The organism is Bathymodiolus thermophilus thioautotrophic gill symbiont, assembly GCF_003711265.1.
Lineage (GTDB): Bacteria > Pseudomonadota > Gammaproteobacteria > PS1 > Pseudothioglobaceae > Thiodubiliella.
Genome location: NZ_CP024634.1, coordinates 1,082,599 through 1,108,716 on the forward strand (window position 1 = coordinate 1,082,599; position 26,118 = coordinate 1,108,716).

The 26,118-nt window shown below is 37.2% G+C and carries 32 protein-coding genes, 1 tRNA gene and 3 pseudogenes; 18 read left to right on the forward strand and 18 right to left on the reverse strand.

Translation table 11 applies throughout. The annotated features are described in order from the left end of the window. The first annotated feature begins 50 nt into the window (after positions 1-50). From MS2017_RS03970 to MS2017_RS04025, 12 genes are all read left to right on the forward strand, one after another. A complete protein-coding gene (locus tag MS2017_RS03970; protein WP_071564739.1) occupies positions 51-488 on the forward strand; it encodes a cytochrome c-type biogenesis protein in 438 nt (145 codons plus the stop codon). After that, positions 485-880, forward strand: a complete 396-nt coding sequence (locus tag MS2017_RS03975; RefSeq protein ID WP_071564740.1) for a secondary thiamine-phosphate synthase enzyme YjbQ — start codon at positions 485-487, stop codon at positions 878-880. The genes MS2017_RS03970 and MS2017_RS03975 overlap by 4 nt, the downstream gene beginning before the upstream one ends. Next, positions 877-1,563 (forward strand): tetratricopeptide repeat protein, encoded by a 687-nt coding sequence (locus MS2017_RS03980; RefSeq protein WP_122951331.1) that lies wholly within the window; start codon positions 877-879, stop codon positions 1,561-1,563. The genes MS2017_RS03975 and MS2017_RS03980 overlap by 4 nt, the downstream gene beginning before the upstream one ends. 6 nt (positions 1,564-1,569) lie before the next feature. Then, positions 1,570-3,063: a lysine--tRNA ligase gene (gene lysS / locus MS2017_RS03985; protein ID WP_122951332.1), complete on the forward strand. Its 1,494-nt coding sequence runs from the start codon at positions 1,570-1,572 to the stop codon at positions 3,061-3,063. Positions 3,064-3,108: 45 nt separating this feature from the next. Then, the gene (locus MS2017_RS03990; RefSeq protein WP_071564743.1) at positions 3,109-3,441 is read left to right on the forward strand and encodes a MazG nucleotide pyrophosphohydrolase domain-containing protein; all 333 of its coding nucleotides are present in this window, start codon (positions 3,109-3,111) and stop codon (positions 3,439-3,441) included. A gap of 100 nt (positions 3,442-3,541) precedes the next feature. Beyond that, entirely contained in the window at positions 3,542-4,225 is a 684-nt protein-coding gene (gene cmk, locus MS2017_RS03995) for a (d)CMP kinase (protein ID WP_071564744.1), read from the forward strand. A 25-nt stretch (positions 4,226-4,250) separates the two neighbouring features. Next, a complete protein-coding gene (gene rpsA / locus MS2017_RS04000; RefSeq protein WP_071564745.1) occupies positions 4,251-5,981 on the forward strand; it encodes a 30S ribosomal protein S1 in 1,731 nt (576 codons plus the stop codon). Between the two features lie 3 nt (positions 5,982-5,984). After that, positions 5,985-6,260, forward strand: a complete 276-nt coding sequence (locus tag MS2017_RS04005) for an HU family DNA-binding protein (RefSeq protein ID WP_071564746.1) — start codon at positions 5,985-5,987, stop codon at positions 6,258-6,260. Between the two features lie 41 nt (positions 6,261-6,301). Beyond that, a tRNA-Lys gene (locus MS2017_RS04010) sits at positions 6,302-6,377 on the forward strand. 145 nt (positions 6,378-6,522) lie between these two features. Further along, positions 6,523-7,011, forward strand: coding sequence for an FKBP-type peptidyl-prolyl cis-trans isomerase (locus MS2017_RS04015; RefSeq protein ID WP_071564747.1), 489 nt, complete (start codon positions 6,523-6,525; stop codon positions 7,009-7,011). Positions 7,012-7,122: 111 nt separating this feature from the next. After that, positions 7,123-7,686 (forward strand): class I SAM-dependent methyltransferase, encoded by a 564-nt coding sequence (locus MS2017_RS04020; RefSeq protein ID WP_122951333.1) that lies wholly within the window; start codon positions 7,123-7,125, stop codon positions 7,684-7,686. 253 nt (positions 7,687-7,939) lie between these two features. Next, on the forward strand, positions 7,940-9,223 hold the full coding sequence (locus tag MS2017_RS04025; protein ID WP_122951334.1) for an MBL fold metallo-hydrolase: 1,284 nt from the start codon (positions 7,940-7,942) through the stop codon (positions 9,221-9,223). A gap of 17 nt (positions 9,224-9,240) precedes the next feature. Here the strand turns inward: MS2017_RS04025 and rsgA are convergent, their stop codons facing one another. The 3 genes from rsgA to MS2017_RS04040 are packed head-to-tail and all read right to left on the reverse strand — an operon-like array spanning position 9,241 to position 11,722. Next, the gene (gene rsgA, locus MS2017_RS04030; RefSeq protein ID WP_122951335.1) at positions 9,241-10,206 is read right to left on the reverse strand and encodes a ribosome small subunit-dependent GTPase A; all 966 of its coding nucleotides are present in this window, start codon (positions 10,204-10,206) and stop codon (positions 9,241-9,243) included. Further along, positions 10,203-10,478: a hypothetical protein gene (locus tag MS2017_RS04035; RefSeq protein ID WP_071564751.1), complete on the reverse strand. Its 276-nt coding sequence runs from the start codon at positions 10,476-10,478 to the stop codon at positions 10,203-10,205. The genes rsgA and MS2017_RS04035 overlap by 4 nt, the downstream gene beginning before the upstream one ends. Next, a complete protein-coding gene (locus MS2017_RS04040) occupies positions 10,478-11,722 on the reverse strand; it encodes a M48 family metallopeptidase (protein ID WP_122951336.1) in 1,245 nt (414 codons plus the stop codon). Before MS2017_RS04040 ends, MS2017_RS04035 begins: the two co-directional genes overlap by 1 nt. A gap of 278 nt (positions 11,723-12,000) precedes the next feature. Between MS2017_RS04040 and MS2017_RS11665 the strand changes: the two are divergent. From MS2017_RS11665 to MS2017_RS04050, 3 genes and pseudogenes are all read left to right on the forward strand, one after another. Then, positions 12,001-12,359 (forward strand): annotated as a pseudogene (locus tag MS2017_RS11665) (DDE-type integrase/transposase/recombinase); the annotation flags it as partial. Positions 12,360-12,536: 177 nt separating this feature from the next. Then, positions 12,537-13,541: an IS5 family transposase gene (locus tag MS2017_RS04045; protein ID WP_122950936.1), complete on the forward strand. Its 1,005-nt coding sequence runs from the start codon at positions 12,537-12,539 to the stop codon at positions 13,539-13,541. Positions 13,542-13,724: 183 nt separating this feature from the next. Further along, a pseudogene (locus tag MS2017_RS04050) lies at positions 13,725-13,897 on the forward strand (integrase core domain-containing protein); the annotation flags it as partial. An 18-nt stretch (positions 13,898-13,915) separates the two neighbouring features. On the opposite strand, the gene MS2017_RS11160 reads toward MS2017_RS04050, so the two are convergent. From MS2017_RS11160 to MS2017_RS04065, 4 genes are all read right to left on the reverse strand, one after another. Continuing rightward, positions 13,916-14,065, reverse strand: coding sequence for a hypothetical protein (locus tag MS2017_RS11160; protein WP_164707595.1), 150 nt, complete (start codon positions 14,063-14,065; stop codon positions 13,916-13,918). Beyond that, positions 14,058-14,426, reverse strand: a complete 369-nt coding sequence (locus MS2017_RS04055) for a hypothetical protein (RefSeq protein ID WP_071564094.1) — start codon at positions 14,424-14,426, stop codon at positions 14,058-14,060. Before MS2017_RS04055 ends, MS2017_RS11160 begins: the two co-directional genes overlap by 8 nt. Positions 14,427-14,429: 3 nt before the next feature. Further along, positions 14,430-14,906, reverse strand: coding sequence for a hypothetical protein (locus tag MS2017_RS04060; protein WP_122951338.1), 477 nt, complete (start codon positions 14,904-14,906; stop codon positions 14,430-14,432). Positions 14,907-15,074: 168 nt separating this feature from the next. Beyond that, positions 15,075-15,308, reverse strand: a complete 234-nt coding sequence (locus tag MS2017_RS04065; protein WP_122951339.1) for a hypothetical protein — start codon at positions 15,306-15,308, stop codon at positions 15,075-15,077. A 93-nt stretch (positions 15,309-15,401) separates the two neighbouring features. Between MS2017_RS04065 and MS2017_RS11165 the strand changes: the two genes are divergently transcribed. After that, entirely contained in the window at positions 15,402-15,542 is a 141-nt protein-coding gene (locus tag MS2017_RS11165; RefSeq protein WP_164707596.1) for a hypothetical protein, read from the forward strand. Continuing rightward, positions 15,508-15,651, forward strand: coding sequence for a hypothetical protein (locus MS2017_RS11170; protein ID WP_164707597.1), 144 nt, complete (start codon positions 15,508-15,510; stop codon positions 15,649-15,651). Before MS2017_RS11165 ends, MS2017_RS11170 begins: the two co-directional genes overlap by 35 nt. 797 nt (positions 15,652-16,448) lie before the next feature. On the opposite strand, the gene MS2017_RS04075 is transcribed toward MS2017_RS11170, so the two are convergent. The 4 genes from MS2017_RS04075 to MS2017_RS04090 form a co-directional block, all read right to left on the reverse strand. Further along, positions 16,449-16,868, reverse strand: a complete 420-nt coding sequence (locus tag MS2017_RS04075; protein WP_164707598.1) for a hypothetical protein — start codon at positions 16,866-16,868, stop codon at positions 16,449-16,451. Next, positions 16,805-17,218 carry a hypothetical protein gene (locus tag MS2017_RS04080; RefSeq protein WP_122951342.1) on the reverse strand — a complete coding sequence of 138 codons (414 nt, stop codon included), beginning with the start codon at positions 17,216-17,218 and terminating at the stop codon, positions 16,805-16,807. Before MS2017_RS04080 ends, MS2017_RS04075 begins: the two co-directional genes overlap by 64 nt. A 328-nt stretch (positions 17,219-17,546) precedes the next feature. Next, on the reverse strand, positions 17,547-18,002 hold the full coding sequence (locus MS2017_RS04085; protein ID WP_122951343.1) for a hypothetical protein: 456 nt from the start codon (positions 18,000-18,002) through the stop codon (positions 17,547-17,549). Next, entirely contained in the window at positions 17,999-18,919 is a 921-nt protein-coding gene (locus MS2017_RS04090) for an RHS repeat domain-containing protein (protein ID WP_122951344.1), read from the reverse strand. Before MS2017_RS04090 ends, MS2017_RS04085 begins: the two co-directional genes overlap by 4 nt. A gap of 639 nt (positions 18,920-19,558) precedes the next feature. On the opposite strand from MS2017_RS04090, the pseudogene MS2017_RS11880 reads away from it, so the two are divergent. After that, positions 19,559-19,764 (forward strand): annotated as a pseudogene (locus MS2017_RS11880) (IS3 family transposase); the annotation flags it as partial. A 217-nt stretch (positions 19,765-19,981) separates the two neighbouring features. On the opposite strand, the gene MS2017_RS04100 reads toward MS2017_RS11880, so the two are convergent. The 7 genes from MS2017_RS04100 to MS2017_RS04135 form a co-directional block, all read right to left on the reverse strand. Continuing rightward, positions 19,982-20,203 carry a hypothetical protein gene (locus MS2017_RS04100; RefSeq protein ID WP_122951345.1) on the reverse strand — a complete coding sequence of 74 codons (222 nt, stop codon included), beginning with the start codon at positions 20,201-20,203 and terminating at the stop codon, positions 19,982-19,984. Beyond that, entirely contained in the window at positions 20,196-20,561 is a 366-nt protein-coding gene (locus MS2017_RS04105; protein ID WP_122951346.1) for a hypothetical protein, read from the reverse strand. Before MS2017_RS04105 ends, MS2017_RS04100 begins: the two co-directional genes overlap by 8 nt. A gap of 66 nt (positions 20,562-20,627) precedes the next feature. Continuing rightward, entirely contained in the window at positions 20,628-20,993 is a 366-nt protein-coding gene (locus MS2017_RS04110; protein WP_122951347.1) for an integrase core domain-containing protein, read from the reverse strand. Positions 20,994-20,999: 6 nt separating this feature from the next. After that, positions 21,000-21,632, reverse strand: coding sequence for a DDE-type integrase/transposase/recombinase (locus tag MS2017_RS04115; protein ID WP_122951348.1), 633 nt, complete (start codon positions 21,630-21,632; stop codon positions 21,000-21,002). Positions 21,633-22,575: 943 nt separating this feature from the next. Then, a complete protein-coding gene (locus tag MS2017_RS04125; protein WP_122951350.1) occupies positions 22,576-23,013 on the reverse strand; it encodes a hypothetical protein in 438 nt (145 codons plus the stop codon). A gap of 2 nt (positions 23,014-23,015) precedes the next feature. After that, positions 23,016-25,247 (reverse strand): RHS repeat-associated core domain-containing protein, encoded by a 2,232-nt coding sequence (locus MS2017_RS04130; RefSeq protein WP_122951351.1) that lies wholly within the window; start codon positions 25,245-25,247, stop codon positions 23,016-23,018. Between the two features lie 328 nt (positions 25,248-25,575). Beyond that, a complete protein-coding gene (locus MS2017_RS04135; RefSeq protein ID WP_164707599.1) occupies positions 25,576-26,082 on the reverse strand; it encodes a hypothetical protein in 507 nt (168 codons plus the stop codon). Positions 26,083-26,118: the final 36 nt, after the last annotated feature.

Here is a 26,118-nt window from a genome sequence, read left to right on the forward strand (position 1 = left end):
TCTTGGTGTAATTATTCATAATTATGTAAAGATCTTGACAAGGTTTAATTATGCGTTATTTTATTCAATTTTTACTACTATTGACACTTATTAATCCTATCTATGCTGAAAGTATTGAGGCAAACACTTTTGTTAACGCTCAACAAGAGCGGCGTTATCGTGCTTTGATTGATGAAATTCGCTGTCCTGTGTGCCAAGGACAAAGTATTGGTGGCTCAAATGCAGGGTTGGCAAAAGACTTAAGAGAGAAGGTTAGAGCGTTGATTTTAAGTGATAAAACCAATGATGATATTCGTGCATTTATGGTGGCGCGTTATGGTGATTTTGTGGTGTTTAAGCCACCTGTTAATAAAAGCACTTATTTATTGTGGTTTTTGCCTTTTGTTTTTTTGGCATTTGGATTGTTTTTCCTTGTGCGCTTTTTTCGTGTCAAAAAACCTTTGGTCGAAACGATTGACACAACCAAAGCCAAAGAACTGCTTAAATGACAGCGCTTGTTGTTAAAACCAAAGGTCGTGGTGCCATTGAAATTACCCAGCAAGTGAATGCAGTTTTGGCACAACAAGACGCCAAATTGTGTCATTTATTTGTTGCCCATACCTCAGCATCACTGATGATTACGGGTAATGAGGACCCTGATTTGTTATTAGATATGGAAGATTTTTTGCAAACAAGTGTTGTTGATGCAAATCCAAATTACCGACATAATGGCGAAGGTGATTTTGATATGTCGGGGCATATTCGCAGTGTTTTAACGGGTGAAAGTAAAAGCATTCCAGTGATTGACAACAAACTTGCCTTGGGTAAGTTTCAAGGTTTGTTTTTATACGAGCATCGTGCTAAGGGAAGTAACCGTAAACTTGTCGTTACTTTATTATGAGTGGCGCAACAGAACTTAGCGATTTAATGGTGTTGGCTTACACACATCAAAAAAAAGGGGAGTTGTCTAAGGCAATTCAGGCGTGGAATGGGCTGCTAAATCATCAGGCTGCAGATAAAGCATTAAAAGCCAATGCTCATTTGAGTTTGGGTAATCTTCATCAGTTACAAGGCAACAGTGATTTGGCAATGGAAAGTATGTCAAATGCGATAAAATCTAATCCAAATAGTAGCGAAGCGTATTTTTGCCTAGCAAGCATGGCGCAGGAAAAAGAGGATTTTGACTTGGCAATTACCTATCTTGAAAGTGCTTTAGCATTGAATGACAAGGATTGTGGTGCGTTTAATAATTTGGGTAATTGTTACGATAGATTGGAAAAAACTGAACAAGCCATTGAGGCTTATTCTCAAGCAGTGGCACTGGATGAAACTTATATTGCCGCTATTTATAATCGTGGTAATGCGTTTTTAAAGTTAGGAAAAGAGGCGTTGGCGTATCAAGATTTGTCAAAATCTATCAATTTAGACACAAATTTTTATCAAGCCTATTATAATCGTGCAACTTTGTTAAAACGCATGGGAAAAATTAAGCAAGCCAATGCAGATTTTTCCAAGGCAAAAAGTTTGGCAAAAAAAGAGTTGGAAGGGCTTCAGGAAGTCAAAAAAGATAAACACACACATTAGGAAAGTATGAATAATCAAGAAGACAATAAATTAGTAGCAGAAAGAAGAACAAAATTAGCAACGCTGAGAGTGGCGGGAAATCCATTTGTTAACGATTTTAAGCCACAGGATTTTGCCGCATCTGTTGTGGCAGAATTTGACCAATTTTCAAAAGAAGAGTTAGAAGAGAAATCTATTGAAGTGTCAATGGCAGGACGCATGATGTTAAAGCGGGTGATGGGCAAGGCAAGTTTTGCACATATTCAGGACTCTAGCGGAAAAATCCAATTGTTTGTAACCCGTGATGAGTTGCCCGAGGGTTTTTATAATGAGCAGTTTAAAAAATGGGATATTGGCGATATTATCGGCACCAAAGGCACCTTGTTTAAAACTCAGGTTGGCGAATTGTCGGTGCGAGTGAGTGAGATAAAATTATTAACCAAATCGTTACGACCATTGCCAGATAAATTCCACGGTTTAAGCGACCAAGAAATTCGCTATCGCCAGCGTTATGTAGATTTGATTATGAACAAATCTTCACGCGATACCTTTAAACGCCGCTCGCAAATTGTTGCTTATATTCGCAATTTCTTTAATCAAAATGATTTTATCGAAGTAGAAACACCCATGTTGCAAAGCATCCCAGGGGGTGCTACTGCCAAGCCGTTTGAAACTCATCATAACGCATTAGATATGCAAATGTTTTTGCGTATTGCACCTGAACTTTATCTAAAACGATTGATTGTTGGTGGCATGGACAGGGTATTTGAAATTAATCGTAATTTTAGAAACGAGGGTTTGTCCACTCGTCATAATCCAGAATTTACCATGATTGAGTTTTATCAAGCGTATGCCACCTATCATGATGTGATGGATTTGACCGAAAATTTGCTTAGAGGGATTGCAGTGGATGTGTGTGGCAATGCAGTTGTGCCGTATCAAGGTGATGAGTTTGATTTTTCCAAAACCTTTGAGCGTATCAGCGTATTTGATTCAATTTTGCATTATAACGCAGATTTATCTGCTGCCGATTTGAGTCAAGATAATGCCGCCACTACGGCTGAAAAATTAGGCATAACGGTTAAAGATTCGTGGGGTTTGGGTAAAATTCAAATTGAAATTTTTGAAGCCACTGTTGAAGAAAAACTCATTCAACCTACCTTTATTACCGAATATCCAACCGAGGTTTCTCCACTTGCTCGGCGCAATGATGACAACCCCTTTATTACCGATAGATTTGAGTTATTCATTGGTGGTCGTGAAATCGCCAATGGCTTCTCTGAGTTGAATGATGCAGAAGATCAGGCTGAACGCTTTCATAAACAAGTGGCAGAAAAAGACGCAGGCGACGACGAAGCCATGCATTATGATGCTGATTATATCCGTGCTTTAGAATACGGTATGCCACCTACAGCAGGCGAAGGCATTGGTATTGACCGTTTGGTGATGTTATTTACCGACTCTCCCTCTATTCGTGATGTGCTATTGTTTCCGCACATGAAATTAGAGTCTAAAAATTAAATTGATACAAAAGTCTCGTTTAAATTATACAAAAAAGGTTATTAAATGAATCAAGATTCCTACCAATCAATGCTGACGACCATTCAAGCATTTCACGATAAACACGATTTTAAAAATAATGGTGGCGAGGATTTGGCCTACCGTGTAGCGTTAATGGCAGAAGAGTTGGGGGAAATATCAGCGTGTGTGACCAAAGGAAAATCCAAAGCCGATTTAGCAGAAGAATCCGCTGATTTGTTGATTTTACTCATAGGCACAGCGATTAGTGCTGACTTTGATTTGAACGAAGCATTTTGGCAAAAAATGGAAAAAATTAACCAAAGAAAATCCAGAATGGTTAACGGTAAAATCCGAGTGTCGGAATTTAAAGGGGTTTGAGTTGAGTAAGGAATTGCCAATGAATTGTTTTTTAGGTTTATTCGGATACAACACCTTGAGATTGAGTTTAATTGTGTAAACACAGGATTTAAAGTAAAAGATGAATAATATTTTAACAATTGACGGCCCAAGTGGCGTAGGTAAAGGGACAATTGCACGGGTTATGGCGCAAAAACTGGGTTGGGATTTGCTTGATTCTGGGGCAATTTATCGTGCTTTTGCTTTGGCAGTTGATGCCAAAGGAGTGGATATTGACGATGAAAAAGCGTTGGAAAAAATCGCACATACTTTGGATTTGGCGTTTAAAACTGAGGTGGGCAGTGAATTGGTCAGTGTGTTTTTAGAAGGCAAAGATATTTCTAAAACTTTACGCACTGAGCAAACAGGCGAAATGGCATCCAAAATAGCAGCCATTGGCGTGGTGCGTAGTGCGCTGTTAAAGCGTCAACAAGACTTTGCACAAGCCTCAGGGTTAGTTGCAGACGGGCGTGATATGGGGACGGTAGTTTTTGCAGAAGCAGCGTTCAAGGTCTTTTTAACCGCCAGTGCGCAAGAGCGTGCAGAAAGACGCTTAAAACAATTGCAAGCACAGGATACTGTAGGTATAATGTCCCAAATCTTAGCAGATGTAGTGGCAAGAGATGAGCGTGATTCTTCGCGTAAAAATTCACCACTCAAGCCTGCCGAAGATGCCCTTATCATTGATACCACTGAGTTGTCAATTGATGAAGTGGTCGCTCAGGTGAGCGCATTAGTAACAAAAAGCCAAAGTCTAAGCGGTTAGACTTTATTAAAAATTAACCCGATAAATGCCAACTTATACCGTTGTTGGAGTTTTTTACCGGTCAACATCTAAAAAAAACAATATGTCAGAATCATTTGCAGAACTATTTGAGAATAGTGTAGAACAACAAAATGTAAAAGTAGGTGCCTTATTAATGGGTACTGTCGTTGCTATCAATCGTGAAAAAGCGGTTATCAATGTAGGATTAAAATCGGAAGCTTTTGTTTCTCTTGATCAATTCAAAGACCCTAAAGGAGAATTGGAAATCGTAGAAGGCGATGTGGTAGAAGTCGCACTAGAATCTATTGATGACGGCTTAGGACATACTTTATTGTCTCGTGAAAAAGCCAAGCGTATTAAGTTATGGCAAGCATTAGAAATTGCAATGAATCAAAAAGACATTGTTACTGGTATCGTAACTGGTGCTGTTAAAGGTGGTTTGACGGTTGATATTGGTGTTGTTAAGGCATTTTTACCTGGTTCATTGGTGGACACTCATCCTGTTAAAGATTTCTCATACCTTACGGGTCAAGAAATTGAAGCAATTGTTATTAAGATGGACGAAGTTAGAAACAACATTGTTATTTCTAGAAAAGCGGTTATGCAAGAAGCCAACTCTGCAGACAGAGAAGCCTTGCTTGAAGGCCTTGAAGAAGGTCAAGAAATTGAAGGTGTGGTTAAAAACCTTGCAGACTATGGTGCATTTGTTGACCTTGGTGGTGTTGATGGTTTATTACATATTACAGACATCTCATGGCAGCGTGTTAATCACCCGTCTGAGAAATTGGTTATTGGTGATAAGATTACCGTTAAAATTCTTAATTATGATAAAGAGAAAATGCGTGTATCACTAGGTCTTAAGCAGTTAACTGCCAGCCCTTGGGATAACATTTCTGACCGTTTACCACTGGGTAAGAGAGTCGCAGGTACCGTGTCTAATTTGACAGATTATGGTGCATTTGTACGCATTGAAGAGGGTGTTGAAGGTTTGGTTCATGTTTCAGAAATGGATTGGACTAACGCCAATGCTCGTCCTTCTAAGATTGTTAAATTAGGTCAAGAAGTTAATGTTGTGGTCTTGGATGTCCAAGAGTCCAAGCATCGTATTTCTTTGTCAATGAAACAAGCACAAGAAAACCCTTGGGAAGCATTTGAAGCGACACATAACAAGAATGATAAGATTGATGTTACCGTTAAATCAATTACAGACTTTGGTTTGTTTGTTGGTCTTCCGGGTGGCATTGATGGTTTGATTCACTTAGCCGACCTTTCTTGGGAGAAGTTGCCAGCAGATGAGTTGGTTTCTAACTATTCTAAGGGTCAAGAACTTGAAGTGGTCATTTTGAATATTGACGCCGAAAAAGAGCGTATTTCTTTAGGCATTAAGCAACTCGAAGAAGATGACTTTATGTCTTATGCTTCTATGAACAAAAAAGGTGCTATTGTTAAGGTAACCATTGCTGAAGTTACACCAAAAGGTGCGATAGTTGCTTTGACAGAAGATATTACAGGTTATTTAAAAGCAGGTGAAATCTCCGAAGATCGTGTTGACGATGCGTCAACTGTCTTAAAAGTAGGTGAGGAAATTGAAGTAGCCATTGTTAATATTGATAGAAAAACACGCAATATCTCTGTTAGTATTAAGGCAAAAAATTCAGCTGAAGAAAAAGCAGCAATGGCAGACTACAATAAGCAGTCTTCCGATGCAGCAGAAGGCGCTACTTTAGGTGACTTGTTGAAGAAAGCCAAGCAGTAAATTTTGAAAAAAACTGACCTTATCCTTGATTTATCAGAAAAACACACGCTGTCTAAAACAGAAGTAAAGACTTGTGTGGATGTCATTTTGTCGATACTTGTCGATGGCATTGCGACTGGTGAAGGTGTTGAAGTGAGAGGGTTTGGTAGTTTTTCTAGAAAGCATAAAAACGCACGCCTAGGGGTCAATCCTAGAACTGGAAAGAAAACCCAGGTTGATGCAAAATTTATGCCATTCTTTAAGCCAGGTAAATTACTTAAAGAAGTTGTAAATAATTAAAAAATTAGGGTTTATATTACTGTATAATCTTGATTTTTTATGGGGCGTTAGCTCAGTTGGTAGAGCATCGGACTTTTAATCCGCTGGTCGAGCGTTCAAATCGCTCACGCCCCACCATATTAAAAAAAGGCTTATCGTTAGATAGGCCTTTTTTATAACATTTTTTAATGAAATATTAATCATACGAGACCTTTGTATAAATAGGAACAATCATTAAGAATCTCTATTAATACAAAGGTCTCATAAAAACCAAGGTAAACAGATGACAATAAAAAAAGATAAAGTAGTTGAAATGCATTGCACGCTAACGGACGACAAAGGCGAAGTGATTGATTCAACCAAAGGACAAGAAACCATGGTGTTTTTACAAGGGCATGGTAATATTGTGCCTGGCTTGGAAAAAGCGATAGAAGGGATGAAGGTTGGCGAATCTGGTGATATTGTTGTGCAGTCAAAAGATGCGTATGGTGATCACCATGCTGAGGGCGTTCAAACAATCCCAAAAGAAGCGTTAGAGGGTATTGACGATTTGACAGTAGGCATGGAATTACAATCTAAAGACGAGCAGGGTAATCCATTCATTGTTTGTGTTAAAGAAATTAATGCAGACACAATTATTGTTGATGCTAACCACCCTTTAGCAGGGAAAACATTGCATTTTAATATCAGTATTGAGAGTGTTAGAGAGGCAAGCAAGGAAGAATTGGAACATGGGCATATTCACGCCCATGGCGACTCTTGTTCGCATTAAACACCTGTGGCAGATAAATTCTGCCCATTGTGTCATTCTGAGAGTATTCAGCCTTATTATCAAAACAAGGGTGTTGGTTATTTAAGTTGCCCTCAGTGTGCACTGGTGTTTATGTCAAAAACTCACCATCTTAGCGACACAGAAGAAAAGTTGCGTTATGACGCACATCAGAATAATCCAGACGATAAGCGCTACCAAGCCTTCTTATCTCAAGTGTTTAATCCTGTTATTGATCATCTTAATAAACAAGGTCTTGATTTTTCCAAGGTTGGCGCAAAGGGTTTGGACTTTGGTTGTGGACCGGGCCCGACTTTGTCATTAATGTTTGAAAAACAAGGGCATCAAGTGAATTTATTTGATAAATTCTATGCAAACAATCCAGCGGTTTTTGAGCAAAGTTATGACTTTATTACCGCTACCGAAGTGGTAGAGCATCTAAGTGCGCCAAATGTTGAGTTGCATCGCTTGTTTGGTAGCCTTAAAAAGGGTGGCGTGCTGGCAATAATGACTCAGATGATGGACGATAAGACTGATTTTTCTACTTGGTATTACAAAAACGACCCTACGCACATTTGCTTTTTTTCGAAAAATACGATGCGTTACTTGGCAAAAAAATGGCGTGCAAAAGTTTCATTTTTTGGTAACAATGTTGCTTTATATTATTTTCCAAAATAAACCAAGCAATTTAGCGGAGACCTCTGTATTCAACACCCATATCTAACGCAGAGGTCTCATTATCTACAATTTTAAAGCCTTTATTCTTTTTCCGATGCCTTAGTTGCGTCAAATTTTGGTAACAATGTTGTCTTGCTTATGTCATAATAAGACCGTTGTGCCAAGCCATCACAATTTATTCAGTGCATACGAGTATTTTCTGCACTCTAAATCGTTGGTGACTTTAGTCATTGTGCTTTTATTCGGAGGGGTTATGCGTTATTTTTTGATAATGAGTGTTGTTTTTGTTTTAACTGGGGTTAGTGCAATTAATGCCCAACCATCTAAGCAGGCGTTAGTGAATATCAACACCGAGGCACTTATAAAGATTTTGGATGAAGATGCAAGCGTGGTGTTAATTGATGTGCGTGCACCGTTTGAAATCAAACACACTGGCACCATTAAACGCGGACAAAATGTCAATATTATGCGTGGCTGGATAGAGGCTCAAATTGAGGATTATGTGCAGGATAAAGACACGCCAATTGTTGTGTATTGTGGTTTGAATATTCGCTCACCATTGGCAGCAAGAACCTTGATGGAAATGGGTTATACCAATGTTAAAAATTATTCTGATGGTTTTTTGACTTGGAAGAAGGCGCTGAATCCAGTTAAAATTAGTGACTACGAACCCAATAGTATTCTTTATCGCAAGCCAGTTAAAGTTATAGAAAGCGTGTACTCGGCGACTGGCGCAACCCAGCCCAATACTTATGAAAATTCAAACCACAACAATAATTTATCGTTTATTGTCACCACTGATGGTGTTTTGGTATTTAATGCTGGGGGCAGTTATTTAGTCGCTCAGGCATTGCATGACGAGATTAAAAAGATAACACAACAGCGTGTCAAGTATGTGGTGCTTGAAAATTCTCAAGGACATGCGATTTTAGGTGTGAATTACTGGAAACAGCAGGGTGCAGTGATTATTGCACACAGCAAAACGGACAAAGAAATTGCAGAACATGGTAATGCTATTTATATGCGTATTTTAAGTCGACAAAAAGACAAAATGATTGGCACGAAAGTTATGCGTCCAGATGTGTTGTTTGACAAGCAATTTAATTTAAATATGGGCGGTACTCAGATTGAATTGTTACATATTGGCGCATCACACTCGCCAGACGATATTCAATTATGGATGCCAAAGCAAAAATTGCTGATTAGTGGCGATACAGCATTTAATGAGCGATTACTCCCTGTATTCCCCCATACCGATATTGCGGCGTGGATTAAAACTTGGGATAAAATTGAAGCGTTACAGCCTAAAATCATTATTCCTGGGCATGGGCATCCAACTGATTTGGCAACGATAACTAAATTTACAAAAGACTATTTACTGACTATGTATAGTGAAGTTAAAAAAATCTTAGACAATGATGGCGATTTGGCTGATGCCTATAATATAGATCAATCTGCCTACCGAGACTGGGGTACATATCGAGAGTTGCATCGGCAAAATGCCGAACGAATTTTTAAGCAAATGGAATTTGAGTAAAAAACGAACTCTGAATTTCAATTGGCAATTAAGTTTAAATAACTGTGGTAACGCTTAGGGTGAATATGGTTGGCATTTAATGCATTTTTGATGGCGCAACTGGGTTCATTGGCGTGCGTGCAATTTCTGAATTTACATTGACCAATAAAAGGGGAAAATTCTTTAAATCCATTAAGAATTTCTTTGTTACTCAAATTGTCCAAGTGAAATTCACGCACCCCCGGAGAATCAATTAAATCGCCACCCGATGGAATGTGGTAAAGCGTGGTATTGGTGGTGGTATGTTTGCCAAGTTTACTTTTGGCGGATATTTCATTGACACGCAAATTCAGGTCGGGTATCAACTCGTTGATTAAAGATGATTTTCCCACACCTGATTGCCCGAGAAAAATATGCGCTTTGTCATTGAGTTGCTCTTTAAATGTATTCGTGCCTATTCGCTCTTTAACGCTTAAATAATTAACAGAATAGCCAATGGATTCATACATAGCAAAGTCTTTTTTGACTTGCTCAATGTTGTTAGATAGTTCAATTTTATTGACAATAATGCGAATGGGCAAATTGCTGTTTTCTGCAACCACTAAATAGCGGTCAATTAAGTCAAATTGATAGTGAGGCGCTATCGCAACTACCAGCCATAATTCGTCAATATTGGCAGCAATGAGTTTGTGTGAGCGCTCTAAAATATTGTCACGCGCTAATAATGCAGTAACAACCCCTGTATTTTTATCCACCATTTGAAAGATGACTTGATCGCCAGCAACTGATAAATCAATATGGCGTCTGGCACTGCATTGGATTAAATCACCCGCTTTACTTTCAACCAATAAACGCTGACCGTAACGAGTAATTACTAGGCCTATTTGCGCCTCAGCATTATTGTCTGCTAAATCTTGAGCGTCATCAGCCACTCGATTAGCTCTGGCAATGCGCTCAGCTTGAATCTTTTCAATACGCCATTTTTGGCGTCGTGTTAGGCTCAATGTTTAAATTGATAGTATTTTTTGTTCAAGTAGTCAACCACGGCTTGTTCTTCATCGGGGAACCAGCCTGTGTTAAATGCCTGGGCACAACGACTAACTTGTCCGCTTAATTTAGGCAATGAGATTATTTTACGATTTTGACGCATATAAAAATTATCATCGTGCTGCACAACATGACATGCCACACAGGTTTTGTTGTGTAATGCCTCACCTTCTTTGTTGGCAAAGGTTGCCGTCGATAGCAGGGCGATTATTATTAGTAAGTTTTTCATTATTTTGTCCTTAAATGTTTTATTCGAATGGATGCACTGGGGTGTGAATCGTGAAACGCTGAGTATAACTTATCTGGCGTCAGCGTTGATGCATTATCACGATAAAGCTTAACCAGACTTGAAATTAAATCATTAGCATCAGTATGTTTAGCAGCAAAGGCGTCCGCCTCAAACTCGTGTTTTCGTGATAAAGCATGGCTAATCGGTTCAATAAAAAAACTGAATATGGGCAGCGTCAAAGTAAACAACACCAAAGCAGCATGGTTACTCATTGCCTCAATGCCCAAGCCGTAAAAAAACCAAGGCTGAGTAATAAGGTAGCCTAATAACGCCAACCCAAGCAGTGAAGTAAGAAAGGAGATTAGCATTTGTTTGCGAATATGTTTATGGTGAAAATGCCCCAACTCGTGCGCCAAAATCGCCTGCACCTCATTGTCATTCATACCTTTGAGCAAGGTGTCAAAAAACACAATGCGCTTGTTTTTACCAATTCCCGTAAAATATGCATTGCCATGTGATGAGCGCTTTGAGCCATCCATTACAAAAATCCCATCACTTTTAAAGCCAGTGCGATTAAGCAAATCGTCAATCTTGGCTTTGAGCGCTTGATTCTCTAAAGGGTTAAACTTATTAAACAGCGGTGCAATAAATGTAGGATAAAGCCATAATAATAACAAAGAAAAGCCCGTCAACACCAGCCAAACAAAAAACCACCAATATTCACCCATTTCATTCATTAAATACAGCACCACATACAACAATGGCACACCAATAACCAATGCCAGCCCAAAGCCTTTAATTGTGTCGCTAACCAGTGTACTTATTGTGGTTTTGTTAAAGCCAAATTTTTCTTCTAAAACAAAAGTTCGGTAAAGACCAAATGGCAAGTCAATCAAAGTACCTATCAACATCAAACTAAGAATAAAGCCCACACCAACAAATAGCACATCATCACTAAATGCACGCCAAAAGCCATCTAACCACTCCAACCCACCACCCAAAGTCCAAGCCAACAAAACAAACGCTGAAAAAACCACCTCAAAATAATTAAGGTTTAATTTAGCACATGTGTAATCAGCTGCTTTTTGATGTTGCTCTAAGGTGATTTTTTGACTAAATTCACTGGGAACAGCACCAGAAGAGCTAGTAACCGCTTTGTTTTGACGAATATTAAGCCATAGAAGGGTGATAACATAAGAAAAAATTGCAATTAAAAAAAGCAAAGTAAAGAAATTAAAAGCCATGATTGAATGTTGTGAATAAAAAGGGCTTATTTTACCGCTAATTGCCAATATCTTTAACTCTAATATAAAGGGTGAGCAGCAAAAGCCAGTCAATTTTTTACCGTTACAGTCTTTATCAAGAGGTACTCATGGTTTGTCATTAAAATATAGGTGAGTATATCGGAGTGGTATTTTATGCAAACATTCTTTAATATTTTGTATCACCCTAAAAATCCATGGCAACTTGTTAAAATTTCTTATCTCTCATAAAATCTTCGGTAATTGTAAAGTTCAATATAATCACCCATATAAAAGACTTTAAATGGAATTACAAATGCGTTTACAGAATATACCGAGAACTGGAGCCAAATCTAAGAATCAAGCCAAGGAAAAGAATTAAAAGAGATAAGTTTGAGGCACTGATCCAAGCAAAATCAATCAAATTTGGTCAATGGTTTTATGTCGGATTCACTCACTAATGGCAGAAGCATTAAAACCTTCAATGTAGTGGATGATTACAATCGAGAAGGACTCAGATTTGCCACTGCCAGCAAGAAGGGTTATCCAATCATTAGAACGCTTAGTTGAATGGCGTGACAAACCAAAGGCAATCAGATGTGATAATGGTTCTGAGTATATCAGTCAAGCACTACGAGATTAGGCACAAGCCAGTGATATTGAACTTAAACATACTCAACCAGGCAAGTCAACACAAAATAAGACCCCTGCATTAAACTAAAAAACCCAACAAAAAATCACAAATCAACCCTCAAAACCTTATGCAAACATTAGCATTTATGATAAAATACTATAATTATCAGATACTTACAAAAAAATGCGAGTTAAAACCACTCAAGAACAAACCTTTGCTGATAGTTTTATCAACATACCAAACTCCCAACTAGACATCATTAACAAAGTTATCGATTGGGAAGTTATAGCCAAAGATCTGTCTCATATTAAAGTTGACTATTCTGCTGTTAGTCTGTTTAAAGCGCTATTAATAGGCACATGGCACAATCTCTCTGATGAGAAGTTGGCTGATAGTCTTAGTAGAGATTTAGTCTTTATTAACTTTTGCAACTTTAGCCTAAGTGGCAACAAACCTGATGCTACAACCATTGGCAGATTTAGAACCAAACTAATCAAACAAAATCTATTTGATAGACTTTTGAGTAGCATCAATCTTATGCTTGAGAATAATCAACTCAAACTCTCTAATGGCAAACATGTTGCCATGGATGCAACCTTAATTCAAAGTGCTAGACGCACTAAGAAGATTATTACAACACACAAAACTGGTGAGGTTTATGAGATTGATAGTAACCCAATTCAATATTCAGATGATAAAGATGCAAGATGGACATTTAAGGCGGGAAAATACACTTATGGATATTCATCAGTAGTAACAACTGATGCCAATGGATTAATTAACAAAGCCACTACGCACCCTGCTAATGATAGTGAAATGACTCATTTTGAAGAAAATGTTAAACAGGCAGGCAATCAAAAAGGCGTAAGAGTTTTATACGACAAAGGAGCAGCCTCTCAAGCTAATAGTGAAGCACTTAAAGCACAAAAGTTAAGAGATGGTATTATGCGCAAAAAACCCAAAGGCAAGCAAATGAGTCATTGGAATAAATTACGCAATAAAGCAATCAGCAAAAGAAGGTTTGTGGTTGAACGCACCTTTGGTACGCTCAAACGCACTTATGGTTTGGCAAGAAGTCGTTATATTGGTTTAGAGAAAGTTGCCAGCGAAGTTAATCTTAAAGCTATTGCTTATAATCTAGTTAGAGCGGCGAATGTTTATATTAACAAGGGATTAAATACAACCTAGGGATTATTGTGTCTTTTTTGTGGAAACAGTACAAAAAAGAGTAAAAAATGAGCGATTTATAGTTGATATTGATGATTTTTTTAATGAAAGCTGGGTTTTATATATTTTTTGACTTTGAAAAGTCAAAAATTGAGGGTTTTGGGTTTTGATGGTCGGTTTTAGGGTGCTATGCAGGGGTCTTAAAATGCCTATATTGAGAGATTTAATCGAACAGTAAGGCAGGATGCTTAGATCTTCATTTGTTTGATTCAGTTGAGTTAGCACAAAATCTAACCACATCGTGGTTATGGGTTTGTAATAACGAGCGTCCACATTTTGCACTGGGTGGAATACCACCAAGAGCAAAGGTGGCGTAACAAAATGACTGCAAACAGTCAAGCCTCTACTTTGTAGTTGTACGGAAAATGGGGGCAGATTTGTTCGTAGAGTTTGCCGATGTAGGTGGTGGTAATGGTGGTGTTACTGTTGACTTTGGTTTGGATTTTTTTGGTATCAGCTTCTGTTAGGGGTTTCGCCTTATTCAATTTTTCTTATTATTTTAAAAACTATATACATGTAAATACATAATAAAATTAAAGAAACAATGCTATTGATATATTTGTATTCCGCGTTTTTGTTTATTTGCTCTATATAAGATACATTGAAGTCATTTTGATAATAATAACCTTCTTTTAAGGTTTGAATAATTATTTTTGATTTTATTAAATCCTGGTCAGCAATAGAATTTTCTAACGCAATAACCAATTTTTCCATATTGCTTTTTGTGTCAACTATTTGTATAGCCGTATAATTGTGCAATATAACTATTAGTGTTATCAAACGAATGGCAATAATGAATGGAAGAATGTATATTAAGTTTAAGTACTTTTTGTGTAATTTTTTCATTTTCTAAAATCCTATATCCTCTAACGATTTTTCCTGTTTTCTATAATGTTCATTCATATTATTCCTGAGCTTTATAACTGAACTATTTGGCTCGAAAACTTGGTCTACACTCATTTTCATATCATAAATTTCCATTGTTCCACCTGTGCTTATCATACTATACCCAATTCCTTTGGCAAAAGGGTGTGGTACAAGTGCTAATGCACCACCAACTTCTGCAAAGATAACACCAGTCGGAGCAGCCCATCCATTATATGTATTTTTAGGCGTATTCATAACTTTATGCACTTGTGCAAGGTCATTAAACATCCTATTAAACGCTACACTTATCTCGCCATTTTTAAACTTATCACCACTTAACTCAGCAGCAATCCCACCAACCACATAAGAAGCAACAACATTTTGCGTTTCCCCCCCCCCAAGTGACAGCCTGACTACTAATGCCTGCTGCTTCATAGGTGCCTGACCAACTTGCACCATAACTTATAGCCGATCCTAAAAATCCACTTTTAAAACTACCACCAGATAATCGACTGCGTATACCGAGTTAATCCATGAACAATAAGTTTGTTAAAGCCTGCTTTCATTGGATGCAATACACCAGCATTAAATCCTGCTGTAAATGCACCTAGCGCCCTTTGTTTTAAGTCAATCATGCTTGATAAAAAAACCTGCTACATAAATATTTACCCCTGAAATAAATAGAATATCAATAGAGGCAATCTGCCTACCGTATTTTTTATAAAATTTGGCTATATTTCTCCGAGCTTTGCTAAACCAACCAAAACCATTCATATCTACATATTTCAATGGATTATTAGTGGCATAAGAATATCTGTTATAGTCTTGCGTGTTATAAGGGTGTAATGGTTGGATCGGCACTAAGGAAGCGTCCTATCTGTGGATCACATACCCGTCCATTCATATGAATAAAGCCCATTTCATCAATGTGCTCGTGTCCAGTGAAGCCCTCTGTTGGTTAGAGTTAGAATGATGGGGAGTAGTGGGTCGCTGGTACTGGCGTATTTGTCCGAAGGCGGTGTATGTCATGCGTTTAACGATGTTGTTTTGGCCGTCGGTGATGATGTCGATGAAGTCGGTCGTCGGCGTAGATAAAGTGTTTGTGTTCGGTATTGGTGAAGCGTTTGGGTTTGTTGAAGGAAGTCCATTGAATGAGTTTGTTGCTGTTTTGGGTCATGTTGCTGTCGTAGAGGTAATTGCCTGATGGGCTTGGTGTGATGTTGGTGTTACTGCCAGGTTACTGCTGCTGTTAGGGTATAGGTGTCTGTGTTGTTGCTATAAGCGCCTGCTGAGATGTAGTAAGTGTTGCTTGTGTTGGCAGTGAAGGTGACTTTTGAGTTACTCCCAATGCCACCATTGTCGTTGGTTGTGTTTGAGGTAAGTACCTGACATATGAATCCTTTGAGTGTTGTAGCGTATGTTGATTTGGGTTTGCATGAGGTAACATTCTACCTTGTTGAGTTTTTAAATGGAGGGGGTTTTTGGCATGTATTCCTAAGCGGAGCTTGGGAATGAGAGTATATTTTGCAGGATAAGAGGGTATTTGAGCGCTTGTTGTAAAAATGAAATTAGTTCAACAGATGCATTGGCGTTGGTTTTTAAGGAGAACTCCCTAGGTTTACGGGAGATTTTTTTTTGATCGATAGTTACAAATAATCTTACACAAAATAAAACTTATAAAAGAGAGTGCCCCTGAAATAACCAATATTGCTGAGAATTCAACCAAAAAATCAGGGACTATCCTTTTATATCCAAACATATAAAATATAAAATAATCATGCTTAAACGGAAGGTTTAATATAATATCTCTGTGTATTATTTCCCAGGCAATCCCCATGTTGATAATCAATATATCTAAACTATTGTCACAAAGTTCTGGCCATTTAAAGGTATTTTTCAGGCAGGTATTTATATCTATCTTGATTAAAGCAAGCCATAGTAGTTCAAACAATATTGAGGTTATAAAAATTATTAAGCTAAATCTTGAGCAATAAACATTGTTCATCGTTGTCTGGGGCGGTAGCCATGTCCAATGTGTTGCCATGCATCAGGATTCATTTCGCGTGCTATTTCATTCTCTATTGCTGTGGCTTTGTTAAAATAAACTGAGTTATTCTTCGCCCAATGACTTGTATATCTGTCAACCATTAATGCATGTCCAGCCTCATGTGAAACAGATCTCATCGCCCCCTCAATGTGCCAACCACCATCTTTAGTTGGTACTTCGTATGAGGATAAATTGTCTGTATTAATAACAATATCATAAATGCCATCTACAAAAGCACCAGAAGTTTGCCTATCTTTGCTAAATCTAAATGAGTATGTTCTGTCGGATTCTCTCAATGCCTTAAATATAGTTACACCTGTTTCTGATTTTTTTTCGATTTTTTGAATAATCCTTCCAGATCTAGCGTCATGCATAACTTCATTAAACAAATACCTAAACACCCCGTCTGAGCTCCATTAGCAAACTTACCTTCACCAACTACCGATATGGTGCCACCAACAATTGCTTCTCTAGCAGTATTGCCAATCAGTTCGTTTGCATTTCTTGCATTGCCTAATGAACCCAAGTAAGAGCCAAGTGATCCCACTAAGAAACCAGCACCAAAACTATCACCCATTCTGTCTTGTACAATACCACCTACCAACCCTAAAGCCTGATTTGATGGTGAATAAGTGGGGTTGTATTCTTGTTCAGTGGATAAGCCCGATGATGTAGACAGTGAGGTGGCCTGCGGAAAATAATGAGGGTGGGCTACTTTTATCATATTTTTTTATTTTTTGGTCTTTTTCTTGAATTTAAAGTTGAGGATAAACCGTATTTATTTTCTATTTTTACAGTCCAGTTCTTATTACTAAGTGGCGCTTGCCTGTTAACGCTGTTCCTAATTTTATCTAATTTTTTTTGATAAATTGGCGTATTTACACAATCCACCCAATCATAAAGCTTGAGATAAGGTTAGTGTATTCTGCTAATGTATATTTTCCAGTCTTGTGTTGTTTTACTTAAAGCAGTTCTTGAGAAAAAAGGAGTGCTACCACTTTTTTAGGTTTACCAATTATTTTGCTATTTCCTTTAAAAAGGGTAGCGCCCCCTTATTTTCCCGATTTTATCTTTTGCCAAGGTTTGTATGTTAATTTTATAAAATCATTATTTATAAAAGAGAATAAACTACTGTAACTAGTCTTTATTATATTGGTAGATATAGTAATAAATCCACATGATTTTACTATTTTTTTATTTCTATACCAAACTTTTTCAGTGACCATTCCCTTTGAAACTGACAACAATATTTCCTCAATATTATCTATATTGTTTGCCTCTTTGGAGCAAGAAGACCCTTCAAATATTATATTTTCTCCAATCCAAATATCAGGATTAATAGTATATTTTTGACTTAGGACAAAAGATATTTGACATATTTTTTTATTTGGCGTTACAATATTGATAATGTAAAAACTGTTATTCTTTTTTTCCTCAACTTTAACATGATAGTTTGAGCAAAAATTATCAATAATATTAAAGAAATCTTTATTATGTTTGGAAATCATTTTTTTGGATTTTTTATAGGAAATAAATCTTTATGCTTATTTCCATTATACTCTGCAGCACTGGTTGAGGCAAACGAAACTACTGCTGCTTTAAATATGTCACCATCATTACCACCTGAGAGGTATGCCATTCTAGCAGAGAAAGCGGCGGCTCCTGCCGGCCCTCCAAACGCGCTTGCAGCCATCATGCCAATGGCTCTAAGGGTGGAGTTCTTCATCATGGCCTTTTCAATAGATCTTTGTATTGCGTATCCTATGGGCGAAAACCTCTTAGAGATTTTGTCTGATAGTTCAAACATTTTCCGAAGAAAAAAACCACTAGGATCGGTGTACTTCAAAGGATTGTTCAAAACATAAGAATAACGATTATAACTTTGCGTATTATAAGGCGCTTGAATATTCGGATCGGCACTCAAAAATCGCCCAATACTCGGATCATACACCCGTCCATTCATATGAATAAATCCCATTTCATCAATGTGCTCGTGTCCAGTGAAGCCTCTGTTGGTTAGGGTTGGGATGATGGGGAGTAGTGGGTCGTTGGCACGCCAGTCACCTTGGCGTCTTTGTCCGAAGGCGGTGTATGCCATGCGTTCAACGATGTTGCCTTGGCCGTCGGTGATGGTGTTGATGGAGCCGAGGTTGTTGTTTGGGGTCATGTTGCCGTTGGCGTCGTAGAGGTAATTGTCTGATGTTGGCACTATTAGGGTGTAGTTGTTATTGTAAGTGCCTACTGAAATATAGTGAGTGTTGCTTGTGTTAGTAGTGAAGGTGATTTTTGAGTTGTGACCAATGTCGCTATCGTCGTTGGTGACACCTAAGATTAGAGTGCTAGTGTTGCCATGGATGCCTTTGGGGCAGGTGTTTGATGTATAAATCCTTTGGATGTTGCGGCGTATGTTAATTTGAGTTCGCATGAGGTAATATTCTACCTTGTTGAATTTTTAAATGGAGGGGTTTTGAGTTTTACGCTTACTAATATGAATTTAAGATTTTTTTGTTTTTCATTGTTCGGTTTTTTTTGCAAGCAAAAAAATAAAAAGCATTTGTATTAAATTTACAGAAAAGAGATTGTAGTGCTATTATATGGTGGGGTTGTTCTTTAATAATCAACCTTGATTGCTTTGGTGCAGTTGTAATACCCTTAAAAAACCAAACCACTCATAAGTAGAAAATTCTATAATAAACAACTAAAGATTCACATGAAGAAATCAAAATACACAGACACACAAATCGTTAATACACTAAAACAAAACTAAGTAAATATATCCGTGGCTGAATTGTGCAGAGAATATTCAATATCTCAAGCAACATTCTACAAATAGTGTTCAAAATATGGCGATGCAGACATCTCGCTTAAAAGAGCTTGAATTAGAAAATACTCAGTTCAAGCGTATGGCTGAGAGTGAGTTAAAACTGCAAATTATAAAGGATGCTTTGGCAAAAAATTTTTAAAGCCATCTCAAAGGTGTGAGATGGCTTTAAATATTAACAAACAAAATAAGACCACAAGTATTAAACTTGTTTGTGAAGTTTGTAACATTAGCAAAAGCACTTATTACCACAAACCCAAACTCAGTGATGAAAATACCATAATTGCTGACTGGCTACCAAGGTTGGTCACAGCGCATAAGCGTTGGGGTTTTAAACTCTGTTATTTATATTTACGCAACATAAAAGACTTTAAATGGAATTACAAAGTGTTTACAGAATATACCGAGAACTGGAACTAAATCTAAGGATCAAGCCAAGGAAAGGTTTATTCGTTTTGTAATAGTTCAAGCACGAGTTTAGTCTTGAATGCAGAGGTGTATTTAGTTCGTTTTTTACTCCGATTTTTTTGTTTAGTTTAATGGGTTTAAAGTAAGAAAAATTAAATTGTTGTCTGAAATTGTTAGGGTTTTATAGTCTTTGTCAAGATAACTGGTAAGGCTATTTTTTAAATGGAAGTGTTGTACTTGTGGGTTGAATTCGCCCATTTATTTTAATTTTAAAACTTTAACCTCATGATGAAGATCCATTTCTAAATGAACTTCTTGATTTTTTGCATCAAAAATTCTTAATGAATCATCACTAATATTTGAGTCATATTCTTCTATATTACAAGATATGTCATAAAGATTGTTTAACACCCAAATATCTTCTATAGAACTATCATTGTTATAAAAAATTGCTTTTAACGGAAAGATTGGTTTATTCATATCTGCCATCCACCTCGATACGGTCTATGTTTTCCCTAAAAAGCAGCCTGCTTCCATTATTTTTTAAGACCTTGGTGTTTTTATATTTCACTCTATAAACAAACCAAAAATAAAAAATTACACCAGCAAACATAATACAAAAAGATAAAAACCAAAGAAATTTATATTTCAAATTTTTATTTTTGATTAAATGATAAATCATCCAAAAGAATAATATAACTCCTGAAAACCAACTTTGCAAAAAAATAATTTGCATAACCAAATCTGGGTCAAATATAAGTCCAGAAAAAAATATGTATGCAAACATAACCCAATTAAAACAAAGATAATATCCAAAATATAATTTAAATTTATTCATAGTTAATACGCTAGTTACATTATCCTAAAACCCCTGACAACTTTTTAAAATTTCTTATAGCCCAATTTAAGAAGCCTTCGCCTTTTCTTGATTTAATTTTACACGCTCCCGACACACATACATTGGTTTTCTATACCCCAATGTTTCATGAAATCTTCGATGATTATAAAACTTAATATAATCATCCGCATCAACGATCAACTCACAAATAGATTGATACTCGTTCAGATAAACCCTTTCGCATTTTGCACTTCGCCAAAAGCGCTCAATGCAGATATTATCTGTGGCTCTGCCTTTACCATCCATAGATATTTGAATACCTAAATCTTTTAGCCGTTTAATGTGTATCTCGCTGGTGTATTGGCTATCTTGGTCGGTATTAAATATCTCTGGATGTGGATGCTTTTCTAAAGCATCATTGAGTATACTCATCACTAACTACGAATCCATAGTATTGAATATCTTGTGTGATAGCACCGCTTTAGAATACCAATCAATAATGGCTGCCATATGCACCATACCGCCTGCAATCTTGATATAAGTAATGTCTGTAGACCAAACTTGATTGGCATGATTGATACCAAGGTCTAGAAGCTTGTAACTGTACTTCTTATGCGTTTTGATTGATATGGTTGTATTAACTTGTTTAACTGCTAATACTGCTTTTAAGCCCAGTTCTTGACGATAGCGTGCAACGGTGTTTAGACTTACTTTGTAGCCGTCTTCAAGTAATTGTTGGTGTACTTTTTTTTCGCCGTAAATAGGTATGCGTTCAAACACTTTGGTAATGTGGTTTTTGATGGTTTGCTTAGTATCGTTTGTTTTTGGTTTGTAATATAAGCCACTTCTGTTAATGCTCAATAATTGACATTGATAATTAACGGATAAAGAGGATGAAGATGGCTTGAAATCAACTAACTGCTTGAGATTAGATGAGTCCAAGCTTTTTAGCTTTTTTGCCAACCACTTCTCTACTGTTACTTTGCCTACTAGGGTAGTTAGACGCTCATTCTGTTGCTGTGCTTTGACAAGTTCTTCTTTGTATTCTTTAACAGCTTTAGAGGGCTCCATGGCAATTTCTGCGTTAGCAAGAAAGGTTTTCTTTTAATTTTGTAGGTTCTGAGGAAGGATGTTATGCTTGCTAGCAATCTGCACTAAGGTTTGTTCGTTTTGCAATAGTTCAAGCACGAGTTTAGTCTTGAATGCAGAGGTGTATTTAGTTCGTTTTTTACTCATTTTTTTACTCCGATTTTTTTGTTTAGTTTAGCGGGTTTGAAATAAGGAAAATCAAATTGTTGTTTGAGATTGCTGGGGTTTTATAACCCCCTAATTTAGGGGTAATTTAAGGGTTTGTTGTTTATTTTTTTAGTTTTTTGAAGTAAACTACAAATCCTTAAAATGACGATGGTGCATGGTTTGAGAATTATTGATTTAAATGGTGAAACTGGATAGTTAGGAATTTTGGGGTAATGTAAAACGACCAGTAAAAGAATGTTGTTATACCAAAAATTGGTTGATTTATATATGGATTTTTTATTGTTATAAAATAAAATTTTATGTGGTTTTTAAAGGTTGACTAATTATTCTTTTGCTTCAAGCTTACTGATAGTAAGTAAACTAAAATCAAGGCCACAAGCCAAGTTAAGCCAATATTTGATAGAGAGCTGATGCTTTGCGAGTGAGTTTGTGTTACATTCGCAAATGATAAAAAAGCAAAAGAAAGTGATAAATAAAGTATATCTAACTTATTGTAGAATTTTACAAAATAGGTCAAGTATACTTATTGATGTAAATTCAAGGCTTTTTGTTTTTTTTACTGTGCATATTTTTGCAAGTAAAAAAATGTTTATGTTGAATTTACAGAAAAGAAATTACAGAGCCTCGCAGAAAAATACATCACAATTGCGATTACCCCTTTGGGTTGTGTGGATGTGGAATATTGGCAAATACGCTTCCAGTTTGTCTTGGCATTTGAGTGCTTTATCATAAAAAAGGCGCCCCTTGTTTTTGATTTTTATTCCCTAAATTTTGCCTTATCAATCCACCAATGCCCACTTAAAGAAATAGTTTTAACACTTGGTTTTACTATTTCATTAAGAATTTGATATTTAGGGAAATTCGGCACATAAAACTTAATGTGTTCTAAAAAAGAAAATAGCATTTTTTCTTTGTTTTCACATTCGTATTCGTATTGACTGTACATGAATTCTGGCTTTATGTTCTTACTGTATTCAAACACAATATTTGCCCTGAGTAACTTCAATTTATCTTGATTTGTCCATATTAATGTTTGCGCTTCATGAAATTTATTATTAACTTCAAGTCTTTTTTCTTTTGTTAACTCCTTATCCCAATACAATTTAACTTTGGTAATGCATTCACTTCGTGTATAAGTTTTTTCACATGAACTAGTAAAAAATATTAATAAAATTAGTAATAGTATTTTTCTCATAATTAATCGCTGTGATAAATATTAATATGATGCCCATAACTATTATTATGAGTAGAAGGTTGCAATGGAATGCTCACTTTCCAATAAGTCCCATATTTATTATACGGACCTGAGTCTATCACTCTAGTGCTACCCATGCCAAAATCACCACTAGATGTGTAATAGCCCCAATCTATTGGTGCAATAACAGAACCTAGGGAGCCATCAACTTTTAATGGATATCCTCTAACCTCATATCTAAATGAATCAAAACCTGCGGTACCACTTCTGCTTTCTATTTTTAAGAATCTGCCACCAATAAAACCGTGGCTACTATTATCAAATATAGTTTTTTTTTGTTTCCACTTTTTAGAGATACTCCCACCCTCCGCATTAAACAAATGCACAAACGCCGCACTCCTCGCTCCATTCGAAAACTTACCCCCACCCAACTCTGCGGTAATCCCACCTGCAGTAGCAGCAATAGCTGTTCGTCCCGCAATATCTGACCAATCTCCGCCTTTACCCATACTTGAACCTGCTATTGAACCTATAAAACCACTGATAAACCCATCTTGGAAACTTCCACCTGATATTTGGCTAATTGCCCCTTGAGCTAAACCGTGGGCTATTGCCTTATTGGTCGCCCCTTCTACTATTGATCCACCATCTGCATCCCCATGTCCAATATACTCCGCAGCACTGGCTGAGGCAAACGAAACTATTGCTGCTTTAAGTATGTCTCCATCACTAGCACCTGAGAGGTATGCCATTCTAGCAGAGAAAGCGGCGACTCCTGCCGGCCCTCCAAACGCGCTTGCAGCCATCATGCCAATGGCTCTAAGGGTGGCGTTCTTCATCATGGCCTTTTCAATAGATCTTTGTATTGCGTATCCTATGGGCGAAAACCTCTTAGAGATTTTGTCTGACAACTCAAACATTTTCCGAAGAAAAAAACCACTAGGATCGGTGTACTTCAAAGGGTTGTTCAAAACATAAGAATAGCGATTATAACTTTGGGTGTTATAAGGCGCTTGAATATTTGGATCAGCGCTCAAAAATCGCCCAATACTCGGATCATACACCCGTCCATTCATATGAATAAATCCCATTTCATCAATGTGCTCGTGTCCAGTGAAGCCTCTGTTGGTTAGGGTTGGGATGATGGGGAGTAGTGGGTCGCTGGCACGCCAGTCACCTTGGCGTCTTTGTCCGAAGGCGGTGTATGCCATGCGTTCAACGATGTTGCCTTGGCCGTCGGTGATGGTGTCGATGGAGCCGAGGTTGTCGTAGTGGAGGTAGCGGGTTTTGTCGGGGATGGAGGGTGTGTTTGCTGTGGTGTTGGTTTTGATGTTGATGGCGATGAGTTGGCCGTCGGCGTAGATGAAGTGTTTGTGTTCGGTGCTGGTGTTTTGTTTGATTTGTTCGTAGAGTTTACCGATGTAGGTGGTGGCAATGGCGGTGTTGCTGTTGTTTTGGGTCATGTTGCCGTTGGCGTCGTAGAGGTAATTGTCTGATGGGTTTAGGGTGATGTTGGCGTTGCTGCCGGTTACTGTTGCTGTTAGGGTGTAGGTGCCTGTGTTGTTGCTGTAAGCACCTGCTGAGATGTAGTAAGTGTTGCTTGTGTTGGCAGTGAAGGTGACTTTTGAGTTGAGTCCAATACCACTATCGTCGTTGGTTGTACCTAAGATTAGAGTGCCGGTGTTGTCATAGATGCCTCTGAGGTAGGGGTCTGATAAGGTGCCAGATTGAGTTGGTTTGCCTTCTAGGTCAAAGGTTACTTGTTGGCCTGCTGTTAGGGTTATTTTAAACCAATCTTTGTCATTTTTTGTTTCGATGTCGCCAGTAATACTGCTGTTAATAGTGAGCATGCCTGTGGTTGTGGTGTTGGCGTTATAGTCATCGGTTGATGGGGAAGAGGTTGAGGATGGATTGTTGTTAATTGAGGCAATGGCGTGGGGTTTTTGGGTGTTATAGCAATAATTGCCGATGTCGGATTTGTGGGTGATGTTGCCGTTGATATTGTATTGGAAGTCTTCTGTGAGTCCGCTTTGGTGGTTTTGGCGTTGGGTGATATTGTTCATTAGGTCGTATTCGTATTCAAGACTGCGGATTTCCTTGGCGGGGCTAAAGCCTGATTTGATGGTGAATAAGTGACTTGTGGCTGGGTTGTATTCTTGTTCAGTGGATAAGCCCAATGATGTAGTCAGTGAGGTGGCCTGCGGAAAGTAATGCGGATAGGCTATTTTTATCATATTTTTTTATCTTTCGGTCTTTTTCTTGAATTTAAAGTTGAGGATAAATCGTGTTTATTTGTTATTTTTACAGTCCAGTTCTTATTACCAAGGGGTGCTTGTCTGTTAACGCCACTCCTAATTTTATCTAATTTTTTTTGATAAATTGGCGTATTTACATAATTTACCCAATTATAAAGTTATAGATAAGGTTGTGTAATAATGTTTGATTCTTAGAAACTTTTTTTGCTAATGTATATTTGCCAGTCTTGTGCTGTTTCACTTAAAGCAGTTCTTTAAAAAAGTGCTGCCGCTTTTTTTTAGGTCTGCCAATTATTTCACTATTCCCTTAAAAAAGGTAGCGCCCCTTATTTACCTTGTTTAAACATTCTGTAAGATAAGGGGCATCGTATATATTGTAAAAAATAACTTTCTCATTATATCCATTACGAGTAATAACTACACTTTTAAGTTCAGTAAAAAATTTCTCTTTATTTTCAATAGAAAATTGAATTTCTCGTGTAAAGTCACCTATCTTTTGCTTTTCCTTGAAAAGCTTATTTTTAGATTTAGGTTTTTTACGAAAAATAGGTGGGGTAATTTTTTGAAAAGAGATGCTGTAGTAACCTAAATTAGATTCATGGATATATATTGTATCTTCATCTGCTGAAAAATAACTGGGGGTACTTATTTTTGTAAAATAACTAGGGACTTTCCAAGTACACCCTAAATATTGAATTTTCTCAAAATTACATAACCCTGGAATATATCTCTCGTTTGCAATAAAACAACCTAAATTTTGAATAGCCTTACTATTCTTATTTGACAACAAGAACAACGAAATAATAGAGCTCATTAATAGAGATAATACTACAATCAAAACAAATATCAA